Source organism: Natronosalvus vescus, from assembly GCF_023973145.1.
Classification (GTDB): domain Archaea; phylum Halobacteriota; class Halobacteria; order Halobacteriales; family Natrialbaceae; genus Natronosalvus; species Natronosalvus vescus.
Genome location: NZ_CP099546.1, coordinates 3,447,546 through 3,471,642 on the forward strand (window position 1 = coordinate 3,447,546; position 24,097 = coordinate 3,471,642).

A 24,097-nucleotide genomic window follows, 5' to 3' on the forward strand; every position below is an offset into this window, starting at 1 on the left:
AACTTGACACAGGTTTTTGTGTGTGTTCGAAGCGGATCAATGGATGTTCCTCGAGTCGCCAGTTGACCGGTCGGTCTCGCGAGTACAAACCCGACATGCGGTAATATATGCCACTTTCTGTGACAACGGCGGAGGTGGACTCGCAGGTGGTGACAGTACGCTGTGTCCCCCACATTGATTTCGTTGGGCCTATCAATGAGATGGCCGTCAACGCTGGCCAGGCACTCCGACGCACTTGCGGAACGCTTCCCCGGACAGGTCACAGCGGTAGGCCGGCTTGTACATCATGTTCGAGCCACCGGCGTCGACGCACCACTCCTCGGCGATCGACTCCCGGAGGTAGTACTGCGGGCGGACGTTCCCCGGCTGTACAACGTACTCGCTCAACTGGATCGGGGCACGCTCGAACAGCCCGCCCGGTTCGCGGCCGTCGATCAAGACGACTGACTTGTCTTCGAGATAGAGTCGCCCATCTCGAGCGCGCTTGGTGTGAGCGTTGTCGGGATGTGTCTCGAGGATTCGTTCCCGCTCGGTTCGTGGCGTCTCCGGGGTGACGACGTCGACGCGGTCGACGGTCAGGTAGCCGATCAGGTAGCGGTGGGCTCGTCCGTCGGGGTCGTCTTCGCGGCGAAGCCCCGCGTAGAAGCCGACGACGTCGCCTGACTCGAGTTCCCGGAGGCTGGTGACGTAGCCGCTGGTACGGTGTTCGCCGTAGGTGAGCGCCTCGAAGTTCGGATCGTGGTGGAGCGGCCAGGCGGCGAGGTCGTCGCCGGTGACGACGGCATCCCCGTCGTGGATTGGCTGGGGTCGAATGCGGGTCGTCAGATCGGCGGCACAGCCCTTGCTGTATCGGAGGTTCCACGAGCCCAGTGTTTCCGTCTCGCTGGTCTCGCGCGTTTTCTCCGGGATCGGCACGTACTCGAACCGGCCGTCGGCGTACAGCGGCGCGAGCGCGCCGATGTTCGTCGTATCAGCACCAATACCGGCGAGTACCACGGTCATAGGCGATGCTCGAGCGGCGGGTACAAAATCCTCGTGATGTCGGTGTCGGCGGTCGCTGTTGAGGGGTGATGGGTGCCGACGATTGGTCGTGTATCGTTTGCGAGGTGCCGGCGGTGAGACGATCGGTCTCGGTTTGGGAGCACACCGCTGGTCATTTCTCGACAGGGGTTCAAGAGGGGGTAGATAGAAACTATTATTTGAGACCCATATATTGTGTGACACTGATGGCACATCGTGGTGATGGGGAACGAATCTTAGCCAAATGTGCTAACTGCGACTCCGTTTATGCAGCACGGATGTGGCCAAACGGTGATGTGCAACCGATCGGTGCCACCGAATGCAGGTGTGGCACGACGGAGTTCATCGTCCTCGCAGAAATTGAGGATTCCGACTCCTCGAGGACGACCGGCACGGAGTGACTGCTGTGTGTTCTCGATCGTTCAGCGAGGGAAGACGCTCGAAAGCCACTGGATGAATCGGTCTGCCCATCCGATGAACCGCGTCGAGATCACGTGATCCGAAAGCCTTCGTCTCTCGTCAGTACGGTAGCCTCGGTCTGGCGAACGCCCTCGAGGCACGCGCCTTGCTTCGTTGAAGAGCTGTACTCCGTAGCTGGTTTAAAGATATAGATCGAGTACCGTCGCTCGCGAGAATATGAACGTATGTTCAAGAGTCAGTTTTTCCTGCGAGATCCTTTTGTCCTGCTGTAGCGTGAGTCGAATATGGCGACCAAATCCGACCCATACTGCAAAATCTGCAACGATACGATCGATTCCGGTGATACTCTCGAGCATCACTTGGTGAAAGAACACAGGCCGCCCGAACTGGCCGAGCGGCTCGCTTCACAGTGGGAAGCGGAAGAACTCGGTGACCCCGAGTGACGACGCTATTCGCAGCCAGTAATCGTACTGGCTGGGTGCCCGTCCAAATCACACTGAATAAACCCATTTAGCAAGGTTCCCTCACCGGCTACTGGAGGTACCGAACGCATGTGCTGTTCGTTCCCAGCCGGTAGACCAAACCTCGAGCCAAGAACTACGACCTGAATTGGACACACAGGGCTCGAGAAGATCGCCGGATCATTCGCTGAGTGAGGACACTTAAAGATCAGCTCGAGCGCTCGTAGCGACCCAGTCGAACACCTTTCACGGAACGTGTCGGCTCTGCGCGGGGCCGTTTAACCACGTCGATAGGTTCGTCACAGCGTGCATTCCCTGTTCTCGGCGAATCGACTGCCGAGATATACCCCTTTGAGTTCGCAGCGACTTCTCAGACTGCGATGACGAATGATCAGCCCTCTGCCGTGGTGAGCATTACTGACTGTGTGCTCGTAGAATATTTTTATAGTATTGCAAATAGTACTGAGGCATGAACACCCTGGAAGAATACCTCTTCTCGGCCAGCTTTTCACTCCCCGCTATTGGGTTCGTTGCTGGATTTTTAATGGGTGGCCCCATTGGTGCAGCATTGCTCGGAATCTTTGGATTCGTAGCCGGGATACGGTTAGATAAGATCGATGAATTGGAACGTGGAATTGAACAATTGAAAGACTAACTAATGGCACCACACACGGCCGAAACGCTCAGTGGCGAGCGTGGGTCAGTCAAGCACGTGCTTCCCCTGAGTGTTCGACTGCTACAGTAGAGATGCCTACAGTTTCGGGTGTGGTTTTCGGGCAGCAGACTTACTCGAGTGTGTCGGAATTGAACAGGCAGTGAATCTCGAGTGGCACTAACGAATGGCCGCACAGCGGTCATTCGACCCCTTTCTTCTGCGTCGTGAAAATGGAACCGCGGTCGCAGCAAAGCTTCTCCCTGCTCCCATTTTCATTCCTCGCTCGCCACGGTCGCTCCGCTCCCTCGGTTGCTTCGTTGTGAAAATGGAACCGCCGAGATTGAGCAAACCCGCAGGGTTTGCGATGTACGGCGGTCTCACGAGTGAACGAGCGCAGCGAGTGAATGAAGTGGGACCGCCGAGAGTCGAACTCGAGTCCTACGGACCCCATCCGCAGAGGATACCACTACCCCACGGTCCCGCATTCTGACCGATGGGCGTCCGGCGTTTAAGCGTATCGCTTCACGAACGGGGTGTGACGAGGTCACCTTCGTCACGAATCGCCAGACTCGAGACCGGATCGTTCTCGTAGGTCACCGGCGAGCGCCACCCCAGGACGTACCCATCGTGGGGTGCCGAAAGCGTCTCGACGCAATCCCCGTGAGGCGACACCACATCGGCAACCGCCTCCTCGGCCTCGAACGCGGTTCCGGTCTCGATCTGAGGTCGACAGATACCCACCGACTCGGCACGCGGCCCGACGAACCGCCTGACGGGGAACGACACCGGCGACTCGAACCCTGGATCGGCCCCCGCTATCGATTCGGGAACCGACGGCAGCATCTCGAGGTGCCTCATCGCTCGGTAGACAGCGGCTACGCCGGCCGCACGACTCCCTTCCTCGATCGCATCGTGCCCGCCCAGCTCGAGCGTCAACGCGGGAATCCCTGCCTCGTTGAGCACGGCACCGGCGGTCGAGCGGTGGAGATTACGGTCGGCGTACTCCTCGGCGGGGTACTCGTTGACCAGCGGGAGTTCCGTCGCTCGAGCAAGGCCGTCGAGTCGGCCGGCCAGGTCGCGGGCCGCCGCTTCGTCGCGATGGGTGCCGTAGAGGACGCGGTCGCGGATGACGAACGGCACGGAGCCCACCTGGGCGGTGTGCAGATCCAGCAGGGCGTCCGCGGAGTCGACGATTTCCTCGTACAGCCGCTCGTCGATCAGTTCCTGCACTCGCTTCCCGGTCGTATCCGCCGCATCGGCCGCCGGGAAAAACCGATTGGGATCGTCGTCGTGATACGAGGAGGTACGCTCGAGCCGCCTGATCCCGGAGGGGTTGCACATGGGAACGCAGACGACGGTGCCCCGTAACCCATCGGGAACGCCGTTGGTGAGGACGTCCTGCACCGCGGCCACGCCCGTCATCTCGTTCCCGTGGATGCCGCCGGTGATCCACAGCGTCGGCCCATCGCCTTCGCCGCGAGCGACCACGACGGGCAGGCGTTCAGCTCCACCGGTCGGTAGTGTCGTGACTTCGAGATAGCCGGTGGTTCGCGTCCCTGATTCGCACTGTACTGAACCAATCTTCATACCCGATTTCACGGACGGGGGTATCGAAATGGTACCGACTCGAGTCCGCTGTAGTCACGCTGACACTGGTACCGACTCGAGGGTCTGTGGGTACGCCGGAAGAAACGGACTCGAGGGGCTGTCGGTACTCCGGAAGAAACGGACTCGAAGATTCTACGGTCACTCCGAATCGATTCGGCGGGCGTGATCGGCATCGTCCACGGCACCAGCCTGGTCGCTCGGGTCGCCAGCGACGGCGGGTCTGATCTCGACGTCGAAGCGGGCACCACCCTGTTCGCTCTCGGCGATCATCACGTCCCAGCCGTGAGCCTCCGCGACTTCGGTAACGATCGCCAGTCCAAACCCTGTGCCTTCTGGATGGGTCGTGTAGCCAGACTCGAGCACTGATGACCGTTCCTCCGGTGGAATCCCTGGCCCGTTGTCGGCGACGTAAAATCCCGTTTCGGTCACGCCGACGGTCACGGTGACGTCCTCGCCAACGTGTTCGATCGCGTTCCGAAAGAGGTTCTCGAAGAAAACGAGCACCCGGTTCTCGTCGGCCATCACCGTCGGTAACGTGCCCTCGATCTCGATCCCGAGATCCGGGTCGACGGTGCGTCCGGCCTGCCGGACGACGTCCTCGAGAGCGAGGGACTCGGGATCGGTGAGGTTTCGGCCGCTTCGGGCGAGGGCGAGCACGTCGTCGATGAGTTCGTCCATCCGCTCGAGCGCCCACTCGATCTCCTCGAGGGAGTCAGTGATGCCCATATCGTCGGTCGCCCGGTCGGCGATCAGATCGAGGTGTCCCGTCGCGAGCGTGAGCGGGTTTCTGAGGTCGTGGGAGACCGTCCCGGCGAACTCCTCGAGTCGTTCGTTCTGGCGTTCGAGTTCCTGGCGACGTGCGTCCAGTTCGCTCTCGCGTTCGGCTCGTTCGATTGCCGCCTCGACGTTCGCCGCGAGGATGTTCGCGAGCGCGAGTGATTCCTCGTCGAAGTCGTTGCGGTCGACCGACGCGACCAACAAGAGGCCGTACTCGCCGAGGGGAAGGTGTGCTTCGCTTCGAATTGGCGTCTCCGGGTTCTGTACTCCGTTCTGATACCGGACGTCGCCGTGGGCAATCGGCTGTCCAGCCTCGTAGGCATCCCAGGCGAGCCCGCCATTGCGCTCGATAATCGGTGGCTCGCCGAACAGCTCGCGAACACCCTCCGAGACCGCGACCGGAACCAGACCGTCGACTTCGGGATCGTATCGGTGAATCCCGTTGAGCTGGTAATCGAGGATTTCGTCGGCGATGTCACACCCAACTCTGGCGACCTCGTCGGCGTTTGCCGCGGCCATGAGTCGGCGGGTACCGTCGTGCAACGCTCGGATTCGTTGTTCCCGTTCCTTTCGGTCGCCGATGTCGCGAATCACGCCGACGCTTTTGATGAGGGTACCCTCTTCGTCGGCAATCGGTGCGATGTTCGCCTCGGCGACGTGTTCTTCCCCATCGGTGCTGGTAAAGGTGAGTTCGAACGTCCCCCACGTGCGCTCGTCGTCGTCGATGATTTCGTACAGTATCTGTTGGCCACGTGCGACCGCCTCTTGTGGCATGAATTCGAGGGGGTGTGCACCGATCACCGCCTCGCGGGTCGTCCCGACGGCGTCGATCATCGCGTCGTTTGCCACTTCGATCGTCCCATCGGTATCGAGAATGTACATCGGATCACCGACCGTTTCGACGAGCGTCCGATACTGCTCGAGTTCGGTCTCCCACCGTTTTTGCTCGGTGATGTCGGTGTAAATGGCGTATTCGTAAACCGTATCGTCGAGTTCGACCGCGAAGCCGCGAGCGAAGAACTCCCGGGGGCCGTTTGCCGTCTGGCGAGTGACTTCGGCGGAAATGACTTCGCCGACACCGACTGTGTCGTAGACGTCGACCGCTTCGATGCCGTCCGGTAACACGTGTTCGTCGAGCTTGTCGCCGATCACCTCGGAGCGATCGTAGCCGAAGAGTCGTTCGAAGGCGGGGTTGACGTCGACGATGGTGTCCGATCCCGCCGTCCCCAGGAAGGCGACGGCGTCCGGCACGTTCTCGAACAACGCGGCGAATCGGTCTCGCTCGCGACGAACCGCCTTCTCGGATCGGATCCGGGAAATCGCAGCGGTGACGTGTGCGGCGAGTAACTCGGCGAGGGTTCGATCGCGTTCGGTGAACGACGCCGGATCCGTGGCTGCCGCCTGCAACACGCCGAACGAGCCAACGGGGACGCTGACCCCCGAACGAATTCGTTCGTCGACCGGTTTCGCCTCCGCACCGGTGTCGACGTGGTGGACGATCGAGGACTCCCCGGATCGATAGGTGCTTCCGACCACGCCTTCGCTCACCTCGAACGATTTCGACAGTTCCGACACGATCTCGCCAGCAACGGCGGCGGGGCGTAATTGACCGTCGGATTCGATGTAGAGGGCACTGGCGTCGCTCTCGAGGACGTGTACCATCGCCTCGACGGCCAACTGATAGACTCCGTCGGGGTCGTGGCAGGATTCGAACTCGAGGGCGACGTCGTGCATCGCGTCGACGCGGCCGAACCGGTTTTCGGCGTCGTCGGCCAGTACGTCGATGACGCGTGTACAGAGCGTCTGGAGCGCGGCAGTGTCGGTGCCAGCTGTCTTTCGAGCGTCCGAATCGGTCACCGCGGGCACGTACGCAGAAACACCCGCGTCGATTGCCGTAGCGGCGAACGCTTCGGAGCCGTCGCTCGCGTACAGAATGACCGGCGTTTCCGGGTACGTTCGCCGAACGGTTCGAGTAAACGAGAGGCTGTCCGATCGGGAGAGTGGCGACGCGACCACAACGCAATCGACCCGTTGGTCACCGAGGGTCGAGATGGCGTCTGCGGCGGTTTCGACGGCCGTCACTTCGAGCCCAGGGCACGACGACTCGAGGGCCTCGACGGTGCGAGGTGAGCGGTCGGTGGGGTCGACATACAGGAGCGTCCCGTTGGCCGTCGACCGCCGCGCTCCGGAGTCGGGCATGTCGTCTATTTCTACCTCCGTGGCAACTGGTATAAGCGGTTCGGCCATTGGTCTCGTGAAGGATCCGTCCGCGTTCGCATATCGATGGACGATCGGGCCAATGTGCGAAATTCGAAATTCTATTTCGAGATTCGCATCATTTCGTGGCGTTTATTACGATGTACACACTCCGGACGCACAACGAATGAGCACCGACGACGACACCGGGGACGATGGGCGCACTATTTTGTTGATCGGCAGCGGGCCGATACAGATCGGCCAGGCCGCCGAATTCGACTATTCGGGTGCACAGGCCTGCAGAGCCCTCCAGGAGGAAGGAGCGCGCGTCGTGCTGGTCAACTCGAACCCGGCGACGATCATGACCGACCCGGAGATGGCGGATCGGGTGTACATCGAACCGATCACGACCGAAGCCATCGCCGAGATCATTCGCACGGAGCGTCCCGACGGCGTCATCGCCGGCCTCGGCGGCCAGACCGGCCTCAACGTCACCGCCGAACTCGCCGAGGAAGGAGTCCTCGAGGAGTACGACGTCGACATCATGGGCACGCCGCTCGACACGATCTACGCGACGGAGGATCGCGACCTCTTCCGCCAGCGCATGGAGAAGATTGGCCAGCCCGTCCCTCGATCGACGACCATCTCGCTCGACGCTGGTGAGTCGGTGAGCGACCTGAACGAGTCCCACCTCGAGGAGCGCGTCCACGACGCCGTCGAGAGCGTCGGCGGCCTCCCGGTCATCGCTCGGACGACCTACACGCTCGGTGGCTCCGGATCGGGCGTCGTCGAGGAGATGGACGAACTGCTCGCTCGCGTACGCAAAGGACTTCGTCTCTCGCGGAACAACGAGGTGCTCGTCACCGAATCGATCGCCGGCTGGGTCGAACTCGAGTACGAGGTGATGCGCGACGCCGACGACTCCTGTATCATCATCTGCAACATGGAGAACATCGACCCGATGGGAATCCACACCGGCGAGTCGACGGTCGTCACGCCCTCGCAGGTAATCCCCGACGACGGCCACCAGGAGATGCGCACCGCCGCACTGGACGTCATCCGCGAACTCGGGATCCAGGGCGGGTGTAACATCCAGTTCGCCTGGCGCGACGATGGCACGCCCGGCGGCGAGTATCGGGTCGTCGAGGTGAATCCCCGCGTCTCTCGCTCCTCGGCGCTCGCGTCGAAGGCGACCGGCTACCCCATCGCCCGCGTCACCGCGAAGGTCGCTCTCGGCAAGCGCCTCCACGAGATCGAAAACGAGATCACCGGCCAGACGACCGCGGCGTTCGAGCCGGCAATCGACTACGTCGTGACGAAGGTGCCCCGGTGGCCCAAGGACAAGTTCGACGACGTCGACTTCACGCTCGGCACGGCCATGAAGTCGACCGGCGAGGCGATGGCCATCGGCCGCACGTTCGAGGAGAGTCTGTTGAAAGCGCTTCGCTCGAGCGAGTACGACCCCGCCGTCGACTGGGCCGACGTCTCCGACGGCGAACTCGAGACCGACTACCTGGAGGCACCGACGCCCGATCGCCCGTACGCCATCTTCGAGGCGTTCGAGCGCGGCTACACGGTCGAGGACATCTGTGCGCTGACGGGCATCCACGAGTGGTACGTCGAGCGATTCGAGAAGGTCGCCGACGCGGCAGTCGCCGCCGCTGAAGGGAACTTCGCCGAGGCTGCCGAACTCGGCTACACGAACCAGCAGGTCGCTGCCCAGGCCGGAGCCGACGTTGGGGCGGTGGAATCCGCCGTCCCCGACCGGACGTTCAAGCAGGTCGACACCTGCGCCGGCGAGTTCGCCGCCTCCACGCCGTACTACTACTCCGCCCGTGACGCCCTCGCGTCCGGCGCCTCCCCGATCGCTCACGACGAGGTACAGGTCGACACCGACGTCGAGAGCGTCGTGGTCGTCGGCGGGGGCCCGATCCGGATCGGTCAGGGCGTCGAGTTCGACTACTGTGCCGTCCACGCCGTTCGCGCCCTGCGGGAGATGGGCATCGACGCACACGTCGTCAACAACAACCCCGAAACCGTCTCGACGGACTACGACACCTCCGACGGCCTCTTCATCGAGCCGGTCACCGCAGAAGAGGTCGCCGACGTGATCGAAACCACCGGCGCCGACGGCGTCATGGTGCAGTTCGGCGGTCAGACGTCGGTCGACATCGGCGAACCGCTCGAGACCGAACTCGAGCGCCGTGGGCTCGACTGTTCGGTCATGGGCACCAGCGTCGAGGCGATGGATCTCGCTGAGGATCGCGACCGGTTCAATCAACTGATGGACGACCTCGGCATCGCTCAGCCGGAAGGCGGCGCGGCCTACAGCCGCGAAGAGGCGTTCGACCTCGCACACAACCTCGGCTATCCCGTGCTCGTGCGCCCATCGTACGTGCTGGGCGGCCGCGCGATGCAGGTCGTCTACGACGACGAAGAACTCGCGACCTACATCGAAGAGGCGGTTCGGGTGAGCCCCGACAAACCGATTCTGGTCGATCAGTTCCTCGAGGGTGCGGTCGAACTGGACGTCGACGCCGTCTCAGACGGTACGGACGTGCTCATCGGCGGCATCATGGAACACGTCGAGAGCGCCGGCGTCCACTCCGGCGACTCGGCGTGTATGATCCCGCCGCGGTCGCTGAGCGAGGCAGCGCTGACCCGCGTGCGCGAGGTAACCGAGGACATCGCCGCTGCCCTGGAGACGAAGGGACTGCTCAACGTCCAGCTGGCCGTAACGGGCCTCGAGGACGATGCGGACTTCGAGGTGTACGTCCTCGAGGCAAACCCCCGCTCGTCCCGAACGGTGCCGTTCGTCTCGAAGGCGACGGGCGTCCCGATCGCCAAACTCGCCGCGAAGGTGATGGCCGGCGACTCCCTCGCCGACCTCGAGGCGACTGAACGGATCCCGGAACACACCTCGATCAAGGAGGTCGTCCTCCCGTTCGATCGGCTCCCGGGCAGCGACCCCCGTCTCGGCCCGGAGATGAAGTCGACCGGCGAGGTGATGGGCACCGCGAGCACGTTCGCGACGGCCTACTGGAAGGCCCAGCAGGCGGCGTCCAACGCGATCAGCGAGGGCACCGCCATCGTCGACCTCGCGGTCGACGGCTTCGAGCAGTTCTTCGACGTGAAGACGGTCGAAGACGCCCCCGCAGCGATCCGTCGGGGCGAGATCGACTTCGTCGTCAGCGACGACCGGGACACCCTCGAGATGGCCGTTGAGGAGGACGTCCCCTACCTGTCGACGGCAGCGAGCGCCCACGCGTACCTGAATGCACTCGAGGGGTTCGACGGGAACCTCGAGGTGGCGGCCGTCAGCGACCGCCCACAGCGGGTGGCCGAGTGGGGCAACACGCCGCAGTGATTGCGCACCGTCGGAATACTCGAGACCTGGCATCTCGACGTCGGTGACTACTCTCGAGCGATTTGTATGATCCCTCTCTTACGGTTCGGTGACTCCTCTCTTACGGTTCGGTGACCACTCTCGAGCAATCCGCTGATCGTTCACAACCCGTGAGCGGCGCACGCAGCCGTTGAACGAGGTATTTTCGACGGTCGAGAGATCCGACAGAGGGTTTAACTGAGTCGAGAATCACTACCTCTGCAATGTCCGAACGCGGGAGGCAAGAGACAGCTTCGTTTTGGGGGTCGGTGGCTCCCACCGACGGCTTCGAACGATTCCAGCAACTCGTCGACACGGTCGACGACGGCATCTACCAGCTCGACGCCGGCGGGCACTTCGTCGGCGTCAACGACGCGCTCCTCGAGGCGTCCGGCTACGTTCGTGACGACCTCCTCGGCGAACACGTCTCGATGCTTCTCGAGGATGCCGACGTTCGGCGTTTCGAACGAGAGGTTCAAGATCGACTCGACGGCGACGGAACGGACGACGCCACGTTCGAGGTGATCGTTCGGTCGGCCGATGGGAGCCCGATCCGCTGTACGGTGCGATTCAGTCTGCTCACCGACGACGGCGCGTTCGAGGGAACGGCTGGCATCGTCAGGGACGCAGGGCCTCCCCACGATCACCTCGCGTCGGTGTGGGCGGCGGACGAATCGATCACGGCTGTCATCAACGAAGCCGACGTCGGTGCCTTCGTCCTCGACGAGACCGCGACCGTCGCCTGGATCGACGACACCGCAGCGGAGTTTTTCGGCCTGGATCGGGCGGCTGTGGTCGGTCGGGACAAACGCGAGGTTATCGAAGAGACGATTCGCGATCGAGTCGATGACGACGATGCGTTCGTCGAAACCCTCCTCGCGACCTACGACGACAACAGTTACGTCGAGCGTTTCGAGTGCCTGGTGACCGCCGGGGAGGGCCGCGAAGCACGCTGGCTCGAACACCGGAGTAAACCGATCGAGTCGGGTCAGTACACGGGCGGTCGCATCGAACTCTACTACGACGTCACCGATCGAAAGCGGGCCGAGGCCGACCTGCGCGAGAGCGAATATCGCTATCAGTCCCTCGTCGACGCCGTCGAGGAGTACGCTATCTTCCTGCTCGACGTGGACGGTCACGTCACGAGCTGGAACGAGGGTGCAAAACGCATCAAGGGGTACGAGGAAGAGGACATTCTCGGCGAACACTTCTCGCTGTTTTATACGGACGACGATCGGTCGGCCGGTGTTCCCGACCTCAACCTCGCGACCGCCGCGGCCGACCACACGACCACCGACGAAGGCTGGCGAGTCAGACGCGACGGATCGCAGTTCTGGGCGAACGTGACGATCAGCGCGATCAGAGACGACGACGGCGAGTTGCAGGGCTTTGCGAAGGTCACGCGGGATATGACCGAGCGGCGGGAGTACGAGCGCGAACTCGAGCGCCGAAAGCGGGAGGCCGAACGGGAACTCGACGAGGTGTTCCACCGCGTCTCGGATGCCTTCTACGCGCTGGACGAGGAGTGGCGATACACGTTCGTCAACGAACGTGCCCAGACGTTGCTCGGGCGGTCGGAGGAGGAGTTACTCGGTGAAGTCGCGTGGGAGATATTCCCGGAAGCCGTCGACACGAACCTCTACGAGCAGTACCACGAGGCGATGACGTCTCAGCAACCGGTCTCGTTCGAACGGTACTCGGATCCACTCGGCATCTGGGCGTCGGTGACCGTCTACCCATCGGAGACCGGTGTTTCTGTATACTTCCAGGACATCACCGAGCGCAAAGCGCGCGAACGTGAACTCGAGCGATACGAGACCGCGTTCGAAACGATCTGGGACGGCGTGACCATTCTCGATTCCGAGGGGTGTTTCGTCCTCGTCAACGACGCGTTCTGTGCCCTCACCGGGCACGAACGCGATGACGTCATCGGCGAACACGTCACGGTTGTCCTCGACGAGTCCGTCCACGAGGAGGCCGCAGAACTGTACGAAGACGTCACGGCGGGGAGCCTCGACGTCGCGACGATGACCTACGACCTGCAGACGTCGACGGGGGAGCGCGTTCCCGTCGAGGCACGGTTTGGGCCGTACCAGCACGAAGACGGTTCGGCCGGCGGCGTCGGCGTCATCAGGGACATCAGCGAACGCAAAGCGCGTAACCGGGAACTCCAGCAGTACGAGACCATCGTCGAAACCGTCGAAGACGGCATCTACGTGCTCGACGAGACGTATCACTTCAGTGCGGTCAACGACGCGTACGTCGAGATGACCGGCTACACACGCGAGGAGTTACTCGGCGAACACTGTTCGATCGTGGTCGGCGACGACGTCTCGAGCCAGGCGGCGACGCTCTCTGAACACCTCACTCGAGGCGAGGATCAGGGCGCGGCGACGATCGAAGCCGACATCGAGCGTGCCGACGGAAGTCGGATGCCTGCGGAAAGCCGGTTCACGCCGCTGCCGACCGACGATGGCGCCTACCGCGGGACGGTGGGCGTCGTCAGGGATCTCACGGATCGCCTCGAACACCAGCGCAAACTCGAAGAGAGTGAACGGCGGTATCGGACGCTCGTCGAGCACTTCCCGGACGGGATGGTCGCGCTGTTCGACGACGACCTTCGGTACACCGCCGTCGGCGGCCAACTACTCGAGCACTCGCCGGACGACCGAAGCGACCTCGTGAACGAGTCCATTCTCGATCGGTATCCGGACGACATCGTCGACGCGATCGAGCCACATTTCCGACGTGCTCTGGCGGGCGAGACTACCGAGTTCGAAGTGGAGTATCTCGACCGCCACCTGCACGCCTACGCACTCCCGATTGGGGACGGCGGTGATGACGGTGACGGCGATTCTGACGACGTGGGCGACATCGACGCCGGAATGCTCGTCGTCCAGGACATCACCGAACGGCGGGAGTACCAGCAGCGCCTCGAGGAGTCGAACGAACGCCTCGAACAGTTCGCCTACGCGGCCTCACACGACCTCCAGGAGCCGCTTCGGATGGTCTCGAGTTATCTCCAGCTCATCGAACGCCGCTACGGCGATCACCTCGACGAGGAGGGCACGGAGTTCCTCGAATTCGCCGTCGACGGGGCCGATCGCATGCGAGAGATGATCAACGGGCTCCTCGAGTACTCCCGGATCGAAACACTCGGCGATCCCGTCGAGCCGACCCCGTTAGATCCCATTCTCGAGTCGGTGCTCGACGATCTTCACCTCAAAATCGAGGAGGCCGATGCCGAGATCACGGCTGATTCGCTTCCCGAGGTGATGGGTGACGCCAACCAGCTTCGCCAGGTGTTCCAGAACCTGCTCGACAACGCCCTCGAGTACAGCGGGGAGACCCCGCCAGAAGTGGATATCGGAGCCGAACGACGCGGCGACGAGTGGGTCGTCTCGATCAGCGACCGGGGAGTCGGGATCGATCCCGACGCTACCGATCGGGTGTTCGAGGTTTTCGAACGCCTCCACACCCACGACGAACACGCCGGCACCGGCATCGGTCTCGCGCTCTGTACGCGCATCGTCGAACGCCACGGCGGCGACATCTGGGTCGAGTCGGCACCTGGAGAGGGATCGACCTTTTCGTTTACGCTGCCGACCAGTGACCGTCCACGCGAGGACTGACTGGAACCGTCGTCCTTCTACGCTGTTTGTCGATTCCGTGGCGGACGAACGACGGAACGTGCCCACGACGATTCCGACGACGTGGGACACTTGGAGTGACGACGCTGTCGTTCGTCCGATTCAGTGCCACCGAACCACCTGTGTGATGGACACCGATCCAGTGCTATCGACGGCTTTCGAAACATTTTCCAGATTCGATAGCGTACGTCACGATGGTGATGAATATGACGGCGAGAGGCATCGATCCACAGACCCGACACGGTCGCTCGATTAGCCGTCACGATCTCGTACTCGCCAGTATCCCGCTGGCATTTCTCGCCATGGGGCTGGTGTCCGTCGTGTTTGATGTGCGGTTCGAGACGGCGATGCTGTCGGCGAGTCTGATCGGCCTGTTCGCGATGGTCGATGGGATGGTGCTTCGCCCGCCGAACGGCCACGGCGGATGACGATCGATTTCGCGACGCTGTATTCGATCGGGAACTGATTCTGGATACACAGGTATAATTTCTATAGTGTAATGATCCAATAGTTGTAGTAATGCCGTCGCGTCACCCGTCCCGTGCCCACTCGGGCACCGATCCGTTCCGCTTCAGTTCCTCCACAACCGCCAACCAGGTTCGACACCCTAAAGCGGCCCGCCTCTGAGACACGACTATGGAGTATCACGAGGCGGCGGACTTCCTCTTCTCACTTCGTCGATTCCGCCCCAAACCCGGCACCGAATCGACCCGGGCGTTCCTCGAGCACCTCGAGAACCCACACGAGGGCGTCCCGTTCGTTCAGATCGCTGGCTCGAACGGCAAGGGGAGCACCGCACGGATGCTCGAGTCGACCCTTCGCGAGGCGGGGCTCACGGTGGGTTTGTTCACCTCGCCACACCTCGACGACCTCCGCGAGCGGGTGCGCGTCGACGGACGAAAGATCCCGAAAGCGGCCGTTCGTGACTTCGTCGATACCGCCCACGAGTACGTCACCACGCAGGCAGCCGCCGGTGAATCCCCGACCTTCTTCGAGGCCATCACGACCCTGGCACTCTGGCACTTCGGCCACCAGGACGTCGACGTGGCCGTCCTCGAGGTCGGAATCGGCGGCCGATACGACGCGACGAGCGTCGTCGATCCGGTCGCCAGCGCAGTGACGAGCGTCAGTTTAGAGCACACGAGCGTCATCGGCGACACCGTCGAGGAAATCGCCGCGGACAAAGCCCAGGTCGCCCCAACGAACGCCCCGCTCGTCACCGCCACGACGGGCGCGGCTCTCGAGACCGTCCGGGAGGAGGCCGGAGACGTTTGTACGGTCGCGGCGGCTGAATCGAGTGCAGCCGAGGATGCCGACGTCGTCGTCAGCTACGATGGTCTCACGAACCACGCCGAGGCGGCCATCTCGATCGAAGGTGACGGCTGGGGCGTCGACACCCGAATCCCCGTCCTCGGCCGCCACCAGGCGGAGAACGCTGGCATCGCCGCCACGCTCTCGCGCCAGGTTGCCGACGCCACAGCGGCCGACCTCGAGCGCGGCCTGCGAAACGCCCACTGGCCAGGCCGCTTCGAAGTGATGAACACCGCACCGCTGACGGTTCTCGACGGTGCCCACAATCCCGGCGCATGCGAGCGACTGGGCGAGACCCTCTCGTCGTTCGAGTACGAGGATCTCCACCTCGTGTTCGGCGCGATGCACGACAAGGATCACCGGGAGATGGCCGACGCACTCGCGACGCCGGATCGAGTGGTCACCTGCGAGCCGACGATCGACCGCGCCGAAGACGCCGACGTGCTCGCCCAGGTCTTCGCCGACGCCGGCGTCGATCACGTCGAGAATGGCGGATCCGTCGCCGACGCGCTCGAGCACGCCCTCGAGGTGGCAGGATCCGAGGACTGCGTACTCGTCACTGGATCGCTGTTCGCCGTCGCCGAAGCGCGCCGGCGGTGGACGCGTCGGGTTACACCCAAACGGGTTCGCGACCGGGCCGATGCTCGAACCGTGCTCGAGCGTGCCGACGTCGAGGCGGGAACGGTCACGCGCGTCGCCGGCAGCGGCGTCCACCGCGTCGTGACCCTGTCGCTCGAGCGCCAGCAAGCCCTCACGGTCGACCGCGAACTCGTCCGAATCGGCGGGGACTGTACGATTTCAGCCGTTCGGAGCGAGGACGATCCCGTCGACATCGTCCTGATGGGAACGCTCTCGGAGTTCGAGCGGCTGGCGACTACCCTCGACGACCGCCCGGACGGCCTTTCGTCGATCGCTCGAGCCCTGCGTCAGGCGCTGAATCTCGAGAGCGAAACTGGCAAACGCCAGGACGCCACCAACGCCGGATCCAACACGAAACACGGGCGGGAGTACCCCTGGCACGACGAACCTGCCGTAATGGGCATTCTGAATGTCACCCCGGACAGCTTCCACGACGGCGGCCAGTACGACGCCCTCGAAGCCGCAGTCGACCAGGCCAGATCGATGGTCGCCGACGGGGCTACCATCATCGACGTCGGCGGCGAGTCGACCAGACCCGGTGCCGATCCCGTCTCCGTCGCCGAAGAGATCAATCGCGTCGTCCCCGTCATCGAGCGGCTTTCCGATCTCGAGGCGCTCGTCTCCGTCGACACCCGTCGGGCCGTCGTCGCCGAAGCCGCCCTCGAGGCCGGCGCGGACATCATCAACGACGTCTCCGGGCTCGAGGATCCCGAGATGCGGTTCGTCGCCGCCGAGTCCGACGCGCCGCTCGTCCTGATGCACAGCATCGACGCCCCCGTCGTCCCGGGGAAGGAGGTACAGTACGACGACGTCGTCGAGGACGTCATCGATCAGCTCACCGAGCGCGTCCTGCTGGCTGAGAAAGCTGGCCTCGAGCGCGACCGGATCGTCATCGATCCCGGTCTCGGCTTCGGAAAGTCGCCCGTAGAGAGCTTCGAGCTCTTGGGCCGGCTCGAGGAGTTCCGGGCCCTCGGCTGTCCGCTCCTCGTCGGTCACTCCCACAAATCGATGTTCGGCCACGTCGGTCGCGACCACGGCGAGCGACTCGAGCCGACCGTCGCCGCGACGGCGCTGGCGGTCGACCGCGGTGCGGACATCGTCCGGGTGCACGACGTGGCCGAAAACGTCGCCGCGGTGCGGACGGCGCTGGCGACCCGTCGTGACGGTGGCTCGAGCGAGTGGGACTGAATTGATTTAACAGACCCTCTCAACGCTCGCTACCGATTGCCCACTCGGCGACCATCACAGGAGAGGGTGGTACGAGGAAGCCTATAGAATCATTACGTGCTGACGAGCGAGTTCCACTCTCGACCCACTCGACTCCGAAGGGACGTATCAGCAGAACCAACCCTCTACCGTAAACGAAGGTGTGATACTGATAGGTTTGCTCAGTAGAAGGATTTACCCACGTGCCCTCTTTTGTCTGTATCAATGGCTTCAGAGCCACAGGGGAACGACGCACTCAAAACCCAAATCCGGCAACAGGAGGTAGTCGCTGCACTCGGCCAACAGGCGCTCGAAACCGACGATCTCGATCAATTGATGCACGACGCGTGTGTGACCGTCGCTGAGACACTCGAGACTGAGTACGCGAAAGTCCTCGAGTTGTGCCCGGGTGGCGACGACGTATTCCTCCGGCAGGGTGTCGGCTGGAACGACGGGCTCGTCGGAAGCGCAACCGTTCCTACCGATCTGGACTCGCAAGCGGGCTATACGTTGCTAAGCGAAGCGCCCATCGTCGTCGAGGATCTGCGCACCGAAGATCGGTTTTCTGGCCCCGACCTGCTCACGGATCACGACGTCGTGAGTGGAATCAGCGTCACTATCGGCTCGGTCGATGACCCGTGGGGTGTCCTCGGGACGCATACGACCGACCACCGGGAGTTCACCGAACACGATGCCACCTTCGTTCAAAGCATTGCGAACGTGCTCGCCTCCGCCATCGAAACTACAGAAGCGAGACGAGCCCTCGAGCGGGAAAAGGCGCTCAAAGACCAGATCGTCGATACCAGCCCCGTCGGGATAACGGTCGTCGGTTCGGACGGGCAGATGCAGTTCGCTAACGAATTCGCCGAGGACATCCTCGGTCGGACTCGTACGGAAATCGAAACGTTCTCACACGACGATCCGCGGTGGGGGCTCGTCGACAGCGACGGCGAATCACTGTCGGGGGGAGAGACTCCGTTCGAGCAGGTGCTGCAAACGGGCCAGCCAGTCTTCGACATGGAAATCGGCTTGCTGCGACCGAGCGGCGAGCGGATCTGGATCATGGTGAACGGTGCACCATTGGACACCGACGTCGACGGTGACGATCCGTCACACGCAGTCTTCTCCCTCACGGACGTCACCGAGCAAAAACGCCTCGAGACCGAATTCGAAGAGATGGTTGGCCGAATCTCCGACGCGTTTTACGCCGTCGACGACGAGTTTCGGTTCACTCACGTCAACGAACGCGCCGCAGAATTACTGCAGCGGCCTGCGGAAAAACTCATCGGGGAGAAGCTCTGGACGATGTACCCCGAGGCGGCCGAGGTAGAGGAAGTCTGGGAGGCGTTCCACACGGCGCTGAACGAGCAAGAACAGACCAGCTACGAACTGTACTTCGACCCACTGGATTTCTGGGTCGAGGCGAACCTCTACCCATCCGAGACCGGCGTCTCCGTCTACTTCCGAGACGTTACTGAACGCAAACAGCGCGAACAACGACTCGAGGAGACGAACGAACGGCTCGAACAGTCGAACGAACGGCTCGAACAGTTCGCCTACGCCGCCTCCCACGATCTGCAAGAACCCCTGCGGATGGTCTCGAGCTATCTTCAGCTCCTCGAACGGCGGTACGAAGGCGTCCTGGACGACGACGGCGAGGAGTTCCTCGCGTTCGCGGTCGACGGCGCCGACCGAATGCGTGCGATGATCGAGTCACTGCTCAAATACTCTCGGGTCGATACACAGGGTGATCCGCTCGAACCAGTCGAACTGGATGCGGTACTCACCGACGTCCTCGCCGATCTACAGTTTCAGATCGACGAAACCGAGGCCGACATTACAGCGGAGTCCCTCCCCCGGGTCGAAGGGGATGGCAATCAACTGCGCCAACTCTTCCAAAATCTGTTCGATAATGCGCTCACCTACTCGGGTGACGATCCACCACGAATAGCCGTCACTGCCGAACGAAGTAATGGACAGTGGGTAGTGTCGATCACGGACGACGGAGTCGGTATCGCCCCAGGCGACCACGAAACCGTCTTCGAGGTGTTTCAGCGTCTACACAGTCGCGACGAGTACGGCGGTACCGGTATCGGGCTGGCGCTCTGTCAGCGCATCGTCGAACGTCACGGTGGCGATATCTGGGTCGACTCGGCCCCCGGCGAGGGATCGACGTTTTTGTTCACGTTGCAGGCAGTTGATGATGCTGAGTTCGAGGTGTGAACCAACGCGACAGGCAGAACCAGCGGATGTCGTCTCCTCGAAGAGAGTCCCGGTGTCGTAAGGCCGTCTAGGTGGCATTCGGAGCATTCGAAAGAGATCCGCGCCGAGTATACGTGCACCATCGCGGAAGGCGGCGCCCGAGCCTTCGATTTCTACCATTACGTCAGTTGAAACCGTTAATCACCAGAATCGACTGGGAATCAATGAGTACTTCGAGAAGTCGATTGACGCTCGTTCCTGGGACGGGTGGAAAGTGGAAACGGCGTACTACAACAACCCGTACTCGTCCTGCAGATCCTGGTACATTTCGAGGTAGGACTCGAGCACTCGCTCTCGATCCAGATTGGCGAACGAATCGTCGAATGTGCGGTGATCGAGGCTCCCTGCTTCCAGAATCGCGTCGGCGAGTTCCTGTTCGCTCGTGGTTCGGAAGCCCCGATCCCAGCCTTCGACCAGTTCGTGGGCCGACGAGTTGGCGTGATACTCCACGATCCCGATACACCCGGCTCCGAGCGCCCAGGCGAGTTCCGTCGGGAAGACACACTCAGTCGCCGTCTGGACGAACACGTGGGCACTCCGGTAGGCGGCGATTCGCTCCTCACGAGTGGCTTTGCCGTTGAACGTGACTCGATCGTCGATCCGAAGGTCGCGCGTGAGTCCTTCGTACAACTCTCGCTCGGGGCCGTCGCCAAGAATCAGCGCTTGCCAGTTGCGATCCCGAAGTTCCGCTAACCCGAGCAGCAGGCTCTCGAGGTTCGCCCCTTCGTCGAGTCGTCGGGCGTACACCACGTCGACGCGGTCGTCGGGTGGCGTCGACTCGATCCGCTCGAGGTCGATCGGGTTCGGGACGACCTCGACACGGTCCCCTGGAACCCCCCGTTCACGCACCCAGGTGCTGACGAGCCGTGAGGGGGTGACGATTCGATCCGGTTTCCGTGCCGCGTAGCGGTGGCCTCGGTCGTCGGGCACGCCAGAGAGGCTCCCCTCGAGATCGCTTTCGGGATACCACTCGAGGGCCAGTGGCGCTCGAGCGAGCATCGAGCCCCACTTCGCCGCACGCACCTGGCCGGTGGGTTCGACGCCGGCGTGGATGATGTCCGGGGCGATCGACCGGAGGGTAAACGGCACGCGCAACACGAACGATTGGCGGGCCTCGAGGTCGGGAACGACGCCGTGGTAGACGACGTCGTCTTGCTCGAGTCGTGGCTGTTCGTCGGGCCAGAACTTCGCACAGCAAACGTGTACCTCGTGGCCACGGTAGGTGAGGAGGTCGACGATTCGTTTGAACCGCTGGTTCGTCTCCGTGGGTCGGTGGTGGATGGTTTCGAAGGAGACGAACGCGATTCGCATCTACTCACGGCAAGACAGCGAGGGGGTAAAAATATAGGGCATTTTGGCTTCCGGGTGACACTCGAGGTCGGTGTTCCGACGTTTTGGGTTCAGTTGTCGGTGTTCTCGTCGTTTTCGTCGTCTCCGTCCCCTTGTTCATCACTCTCGTCATCGTCGTCTTCGTCACTGTTGTCGTCATCGCTCTCATCGTTGCTGCTGTCGTCTTCTTCCCCGTCGCTGTCTTCATCGTCGCTGTCGTCCTCGTCGCTGCTGTCATCTTCTTCATCGTCGCTGTCGTCCTCGTCGCTGCTGTCATCTTCTTCATCGTCGCTGTCGTCCTCGTCGCTGCTGTCATCTTCTTCCTCGTCGCTGTCGTCCTCGTCGCTCTCGTCGGTCTCTTCATCGTCGTTCTCGTCATCGTCGGTCTCGTCGTTCTCGTCATCGTCGGTCTCGTCGCTCTCTTCATCGTCGGTCTCATCGTCATCACCGTCAACCTCATCACCCACGTCGTCACTTTCGTCATCGTCGCTCCCTTCGTCACCCTCTCCTTCGCCTTCACCATCTTCCCCTCCAGTCTCGTCATCACCCGTATCACCACTGTCGTCATCCCCATCAGCTTCATCCGGATCGTCATCGTCGGCGTCGTTCTCACTCCCGTCACCTCCGCTCCCACCATCACTATCATCATCGCCGTTTGCAGTATCTTCAGCCCCGTCGTCACCAGTATCAGCATCGTCCCCAGCGCCACCTGCATTTTCGTCATCCGCCCCGCCAGTGTCCGTTTCGTCGTCTTCACCACTGTCTTCTTCCTCGTCGCTCGAGCCATCGCTCCCTTCGGTATCAGTATCTCCCGAATCCGTCCCATCGTCCGACGACGAGGTGTCGTCATCGAGCCCCTCGAGTCGGTCACCGTCGCCGGAGTCGACCACGTCTGTAGCCGGCCCGACGTCGAACACGGCTGCCGATCCAGCCAGCCCGATCGTCAGCCCAATGCCGAGGAGAGCCGCACATATCGTGATGAGCACTGCGGTCGCCGACTCGGTCTGTTGCTGTGGTCGTGACGTCTCTCGGTCGATCCCCGTTGCCATCGATAGGCGACAGCACCAGCCGAACGGGCTTTGTTAGGCAGGTGCTTCCAGGCCCAGGATCAGCCCACCACAGGTGCGTTAGGAGCGTGGATGGATTCGAGCACTAACAATGGTAATCGTGCGCATCCGTCTCCAGAGCCACACAGTATCGCCGAACAAGTCACTCAGAACGAAACGTCGTACCCACAACCGACGTTCCGGAACCCATTACTATTTCGGAACGATACTACCGACACATGCCAACGTACGACATCGAGCGGTACCTGAACGTCAGGAGCGCCTACGGCGCTTCCGTCGGCCCCGACGGCGACCGACTCGCGTTCCTGATGAATACGACCGGAACGCCCCAGGTGTGGACGCTCGAGGACGCTCGAGCCTGGCCCGAACAGCGCACGTTCTACGACGAACGGGTGACGTTCGTCTCCTGGTCGCCCGAGCGACCGGAACTCGCGTTCGGGATGGACGAAGGCGGGAACGAGCGCGCACAGCTCTACCGTCTCGACGCGGGCTCCGGTGACATCACGAATCTGACGGCGATGCCCGACGCCAAACACCGCTGGGGTGGCTGGAGTCACGACGGCGACCGGTTTGCGTTCACCTCCAATCGCCGCGACGAGGCGGTCTTCGACGTCTACGTTCAGAAACGAGACGAGGCCGGCGACGAGGCGACCCTCGTCTACGAGGGCGAGGGCTGGCTCACCGTGGGCGGCTGGAGCCCCGACGATTCCCGATTGCTCGTCGCCCAGGCGTACTCGAACTTCGATCAGGACCTCTACAGCCTCGACCTCGAGAACGGCGACTGTACTCACCTCACCCCCCACGAGGGGGACGTTCGCTATCAGAGTGCGTCCTGGGCACCCGACGGCGACGGGTTCTATCTCGTTACCGACGAGGGAGCAGACACCCTCTACCTGGCGTATCTGGATCTCGAGACCCTCGACCTCGAGACCGTCATCGACGGCGGCGAGTGGAACGTCGACGGGATCGCCCTCGACGACGAGACCGGGCGATTCGTCACCTCCCAGAACGTCGACGGCTACACTGAACTCACCGTCGGCGAACTCGCTCACGACGACCCGACGGCGTTCGAAACGCTCCCCGAACCCGACCTTCCCGGCGGTATCTCGGGTGGCGTGAGCTTCGGCCCCGACGCCGAACTGTTCGCGTGTTCAACGACCGGCAACACGGTCAACACGAACGTATTCGTCGTTGACGCCGAAAGCGGCGAAACAGAACAGTGGACGCTCGCACCGACGGCTGGCATCCCACCCGAGACGTTTCGATCGTCCGACCTCGTCCACGTCGAGAGCTTCGACGGCCTCGAGGTACCAGGCTTTTTGACGCTTCCCGACGGTGGTGGTGCAGCCGGAAGTGGCTTCCACGGGGACGTGGGCGGGGACGGCGACGGTGAGAGCGAGGACGAGAGCTACGACGACCGCCACCCCGTCATCGTCGACATCCACGGCGGCCCCGAGAGCCAGCGACGCCCCTCGTTCTCGAGCGTCAAGCAGTACTTCTTGAACCGCGGCTACGCTTACTTCGAGCCGAACGTCCGGGGCTCCTCGGGCTACGGCAGCGAATACGCGAGCCTGGACGACGTCGAAAAGCGCATGGACTCGGTTGCCGACATCGCCGCCTGTGTCGACTGGCTGGGCGATCACGAGGCAATCGACCCCGACCGCGTGGTCGCCATGGGCGGCTCCTACGGCGGCTTCATGGTACTGGCGTCGCTCACCGAGTACCCCGACCTGTGGGCGGCAGGCATCGACATCGTCGGCATCGCCAACTTCGTCACGTTCCTCGAGAACACGGGCGACTGGCGGCGCGAACTCCGGGAGGCCGAGTACGGCAGCCTCGAGGACGATTGTGAGTTCCTCGAGTCGATCTCGCCGATCAACACCATCGACTCCATCGACGCGCCGCTATTCGTTCTCCACGGCGAGAACGACCCACGCGTACCCGTCGGCGAGGCCGAACAGGTCGTCGAGGAGGCCCGCGAACAGGGTGTCCCCGTCGAGAAATTGATTTTCGACGACGAGGGCCACGGCTTCACCAAACTCGAGAACCGGATCGAAGCCTACGGGGCGATCGCCGAGTTCCTCGAAGAGCACGTTTAATCGACACGCCTC

12 protein-coding genes and 1 tRNA gene are annotated in these 24,097 nt (G+C 62.6%); 7 read left to right on the forward strand and 6 right to left on the reverse strand.

What is annotated here, in order from left to right; genetic code table 11:
- Positions 1-207: 207 nt before the first annotated feature.
- Complete coding sequence (locus NGM68_RS16370; RefSeq protein WP_252699293.1) at positions 208-1,002, reverse strand: Nmad3 family putative nucleotide modification protein; 795 nt, start codon at positions 1,000-1,002, stop codon at positions 208-210.
- Positions 1,003-2,370: 1,368 nt separating this feature from the next.
- Here NGM68_RS16370 and NGM68_RS16375 point away from each other — a divergent pair.
- Positions 2,371-2,556 carry a hypothetical protein gene (locus NGM68_RS16375; RefSeq protein WP_252699294.1) on the forward strand — a complete coding sequence of 62 codons (186 nt, stop codon included), beginning with the start codon at positions 2,371-2,373 and terminating at the stop codon, positions 2,554-2,556.
- 410 nt (positions 2,557-2,966) lie between these two features.
- Here NGM68_RS16375 and NGM68_RS16380 read toward each other — a convergent pair.
- From NGM68_RS16380 to NGM68_RS16390, 3 genes are all read right to left on the reverse strand, one after another.
- Positions 2,967-3,037 (reverse strand) — tRNA-Pro (locus NGM68_RS16380).
- Positions 3,038-3,078: 41 nt separating this feature from the next.
- Positions 3,079-4,143, reverse strand: a complete 1,065-nt coding sequence (locus NGM68_RS16385) for a succinylglutamate desuccinylase/aspartoacylase family protein (RefSeq protein WP_252699295.1) — start codon at positions 4,141-4,143, stop codon at positions 3,079-3,081.
- 159 nt (positions 4,144-4,302) lie between these two features.
- Positions 4,303-7,140 (reverse strand): PAS domain S-box protein, encoded by a 2,838-nt coding sequence (locus tag NGM68_RS16390; RefSeq protein ID WP_252699296.1) that lies wholly within the window; start codon positions 7,138-7,140, stop codon positions 4,303-4,305.
- 184 nt (positions 7,141-7,324) lie between these two features.
- On the opposite strand from NGM68_RS16390, the gene carB reads away from it, so the two are divergent.
- The 5 genes from carB (at position 7,325) to NGM68_RS16415 (ending at position 19,551) form a co-directional block, all read left to right on the forward strand.
- Positions 7,325-10,504: a carbamoyl-phosphate synthase large subunit gene (gene carB / locus NGM68_RS16395; RefSeq protein WP_252699297.1), complete on the forward strand. Its 3,180-nt coding sequence runs from the start codon at positions 7,325-7,327 to the stop codon at positions 10,502-10,504.
- Positions 10,505-10,746: 242 nt separating this feature from the next.
- The gene (locus NGM68_RS16400) at positions 10,747-14,154 is read left to right on the forward strand and encodes a PAS domain-containing sensor histidine kinase (RefSeq protein WP_252699298.1); all 3,408 of its coding nucleotides are present in this window, start codon (positions 10,747-10,749) and stop codon (positions 14,152-14,154) included.
- A 224-nt stretch (positions 14,155-14,378) separates the two neighbouring features.
- Positions 14,379-14,600: a DUF8015 family protein gene (locus NGM68_RS16405; RefSeq protein WP_252699299.1), complete on the forward strand. Its 222-nt coding sequence runs from the start codon at positions 14,379-14,381 to the stop codon at positions 14,598-14,600.
- Between the two features lie 208 nt (positions 14,601-14,808).
- A complete protein-coding gene (folP, locus tag NGM68_RS16410; RefSeq protein ID WP_252699300.1) occupies positions 14,809-17,310 on the forward strand; it encodes a dihydropteroate synthase in 2,502 nt (833 codons plus the stop codon).
- 243 nt (positions 17,311-17,553) lie between these two features.
- Positions 17,554-19,551, forward strand: a complete 1,998-nt coding sequence (locus NGM68_RS16415; protein WP_252699301.1) for an ATP-binding protein — start codon at positions 17,554-17,556, stop codon at positions 19,549-19,551.
- A 267-nt stretch (positions 19,552-19,818) separates the two neighbouring features.
- On the opposite strand, the gene NGM68_RS16420 is transcribed toward NGM68_RS16415, so the two are convergent.
- Positions 19,819-20,901, reverse strand: a complete 1,083-nt coding sequence (locus tag NGM68_RS16420; RefSeq protein ID WP_252699302.1) for a glycosyltransferase — start codon at positions 20,899-20,901, stop codon at positions 19,819-19,821.
- An 89-nt stretch (positions 20,902-20,990) separates the two neighbouring features.
- Positions 20,991-21,968: a hypothetical protein gene (locus tag NGM68_RS16425; protein ID WP_252699303.1), complete on the reverse strand. Its 978-nt coding sequence runs from the start codon at positions 21,966-21,968 to the stop codon at positions 20,991-20,993.
- 236 nt (positions 21,969-22,204) lie between these two features.
- On the opposite strand from NGM68_RS16425, the gene NGM68_RS16430 reads away from it, so the two are divergent.
- Complete coding sequence (locus NGM68_RS16430; RefSeq protein WP_252699304.1) at positions 22,205-24,085, forward strand: S9 family peptidase; 1,881 nt, start codon at positions 22,205-22,207, stop codon at positions 24,083-24,085.
- The last annotated feature ends 12 nt before the right edge of the window (positions 24,086-24,097 follow it).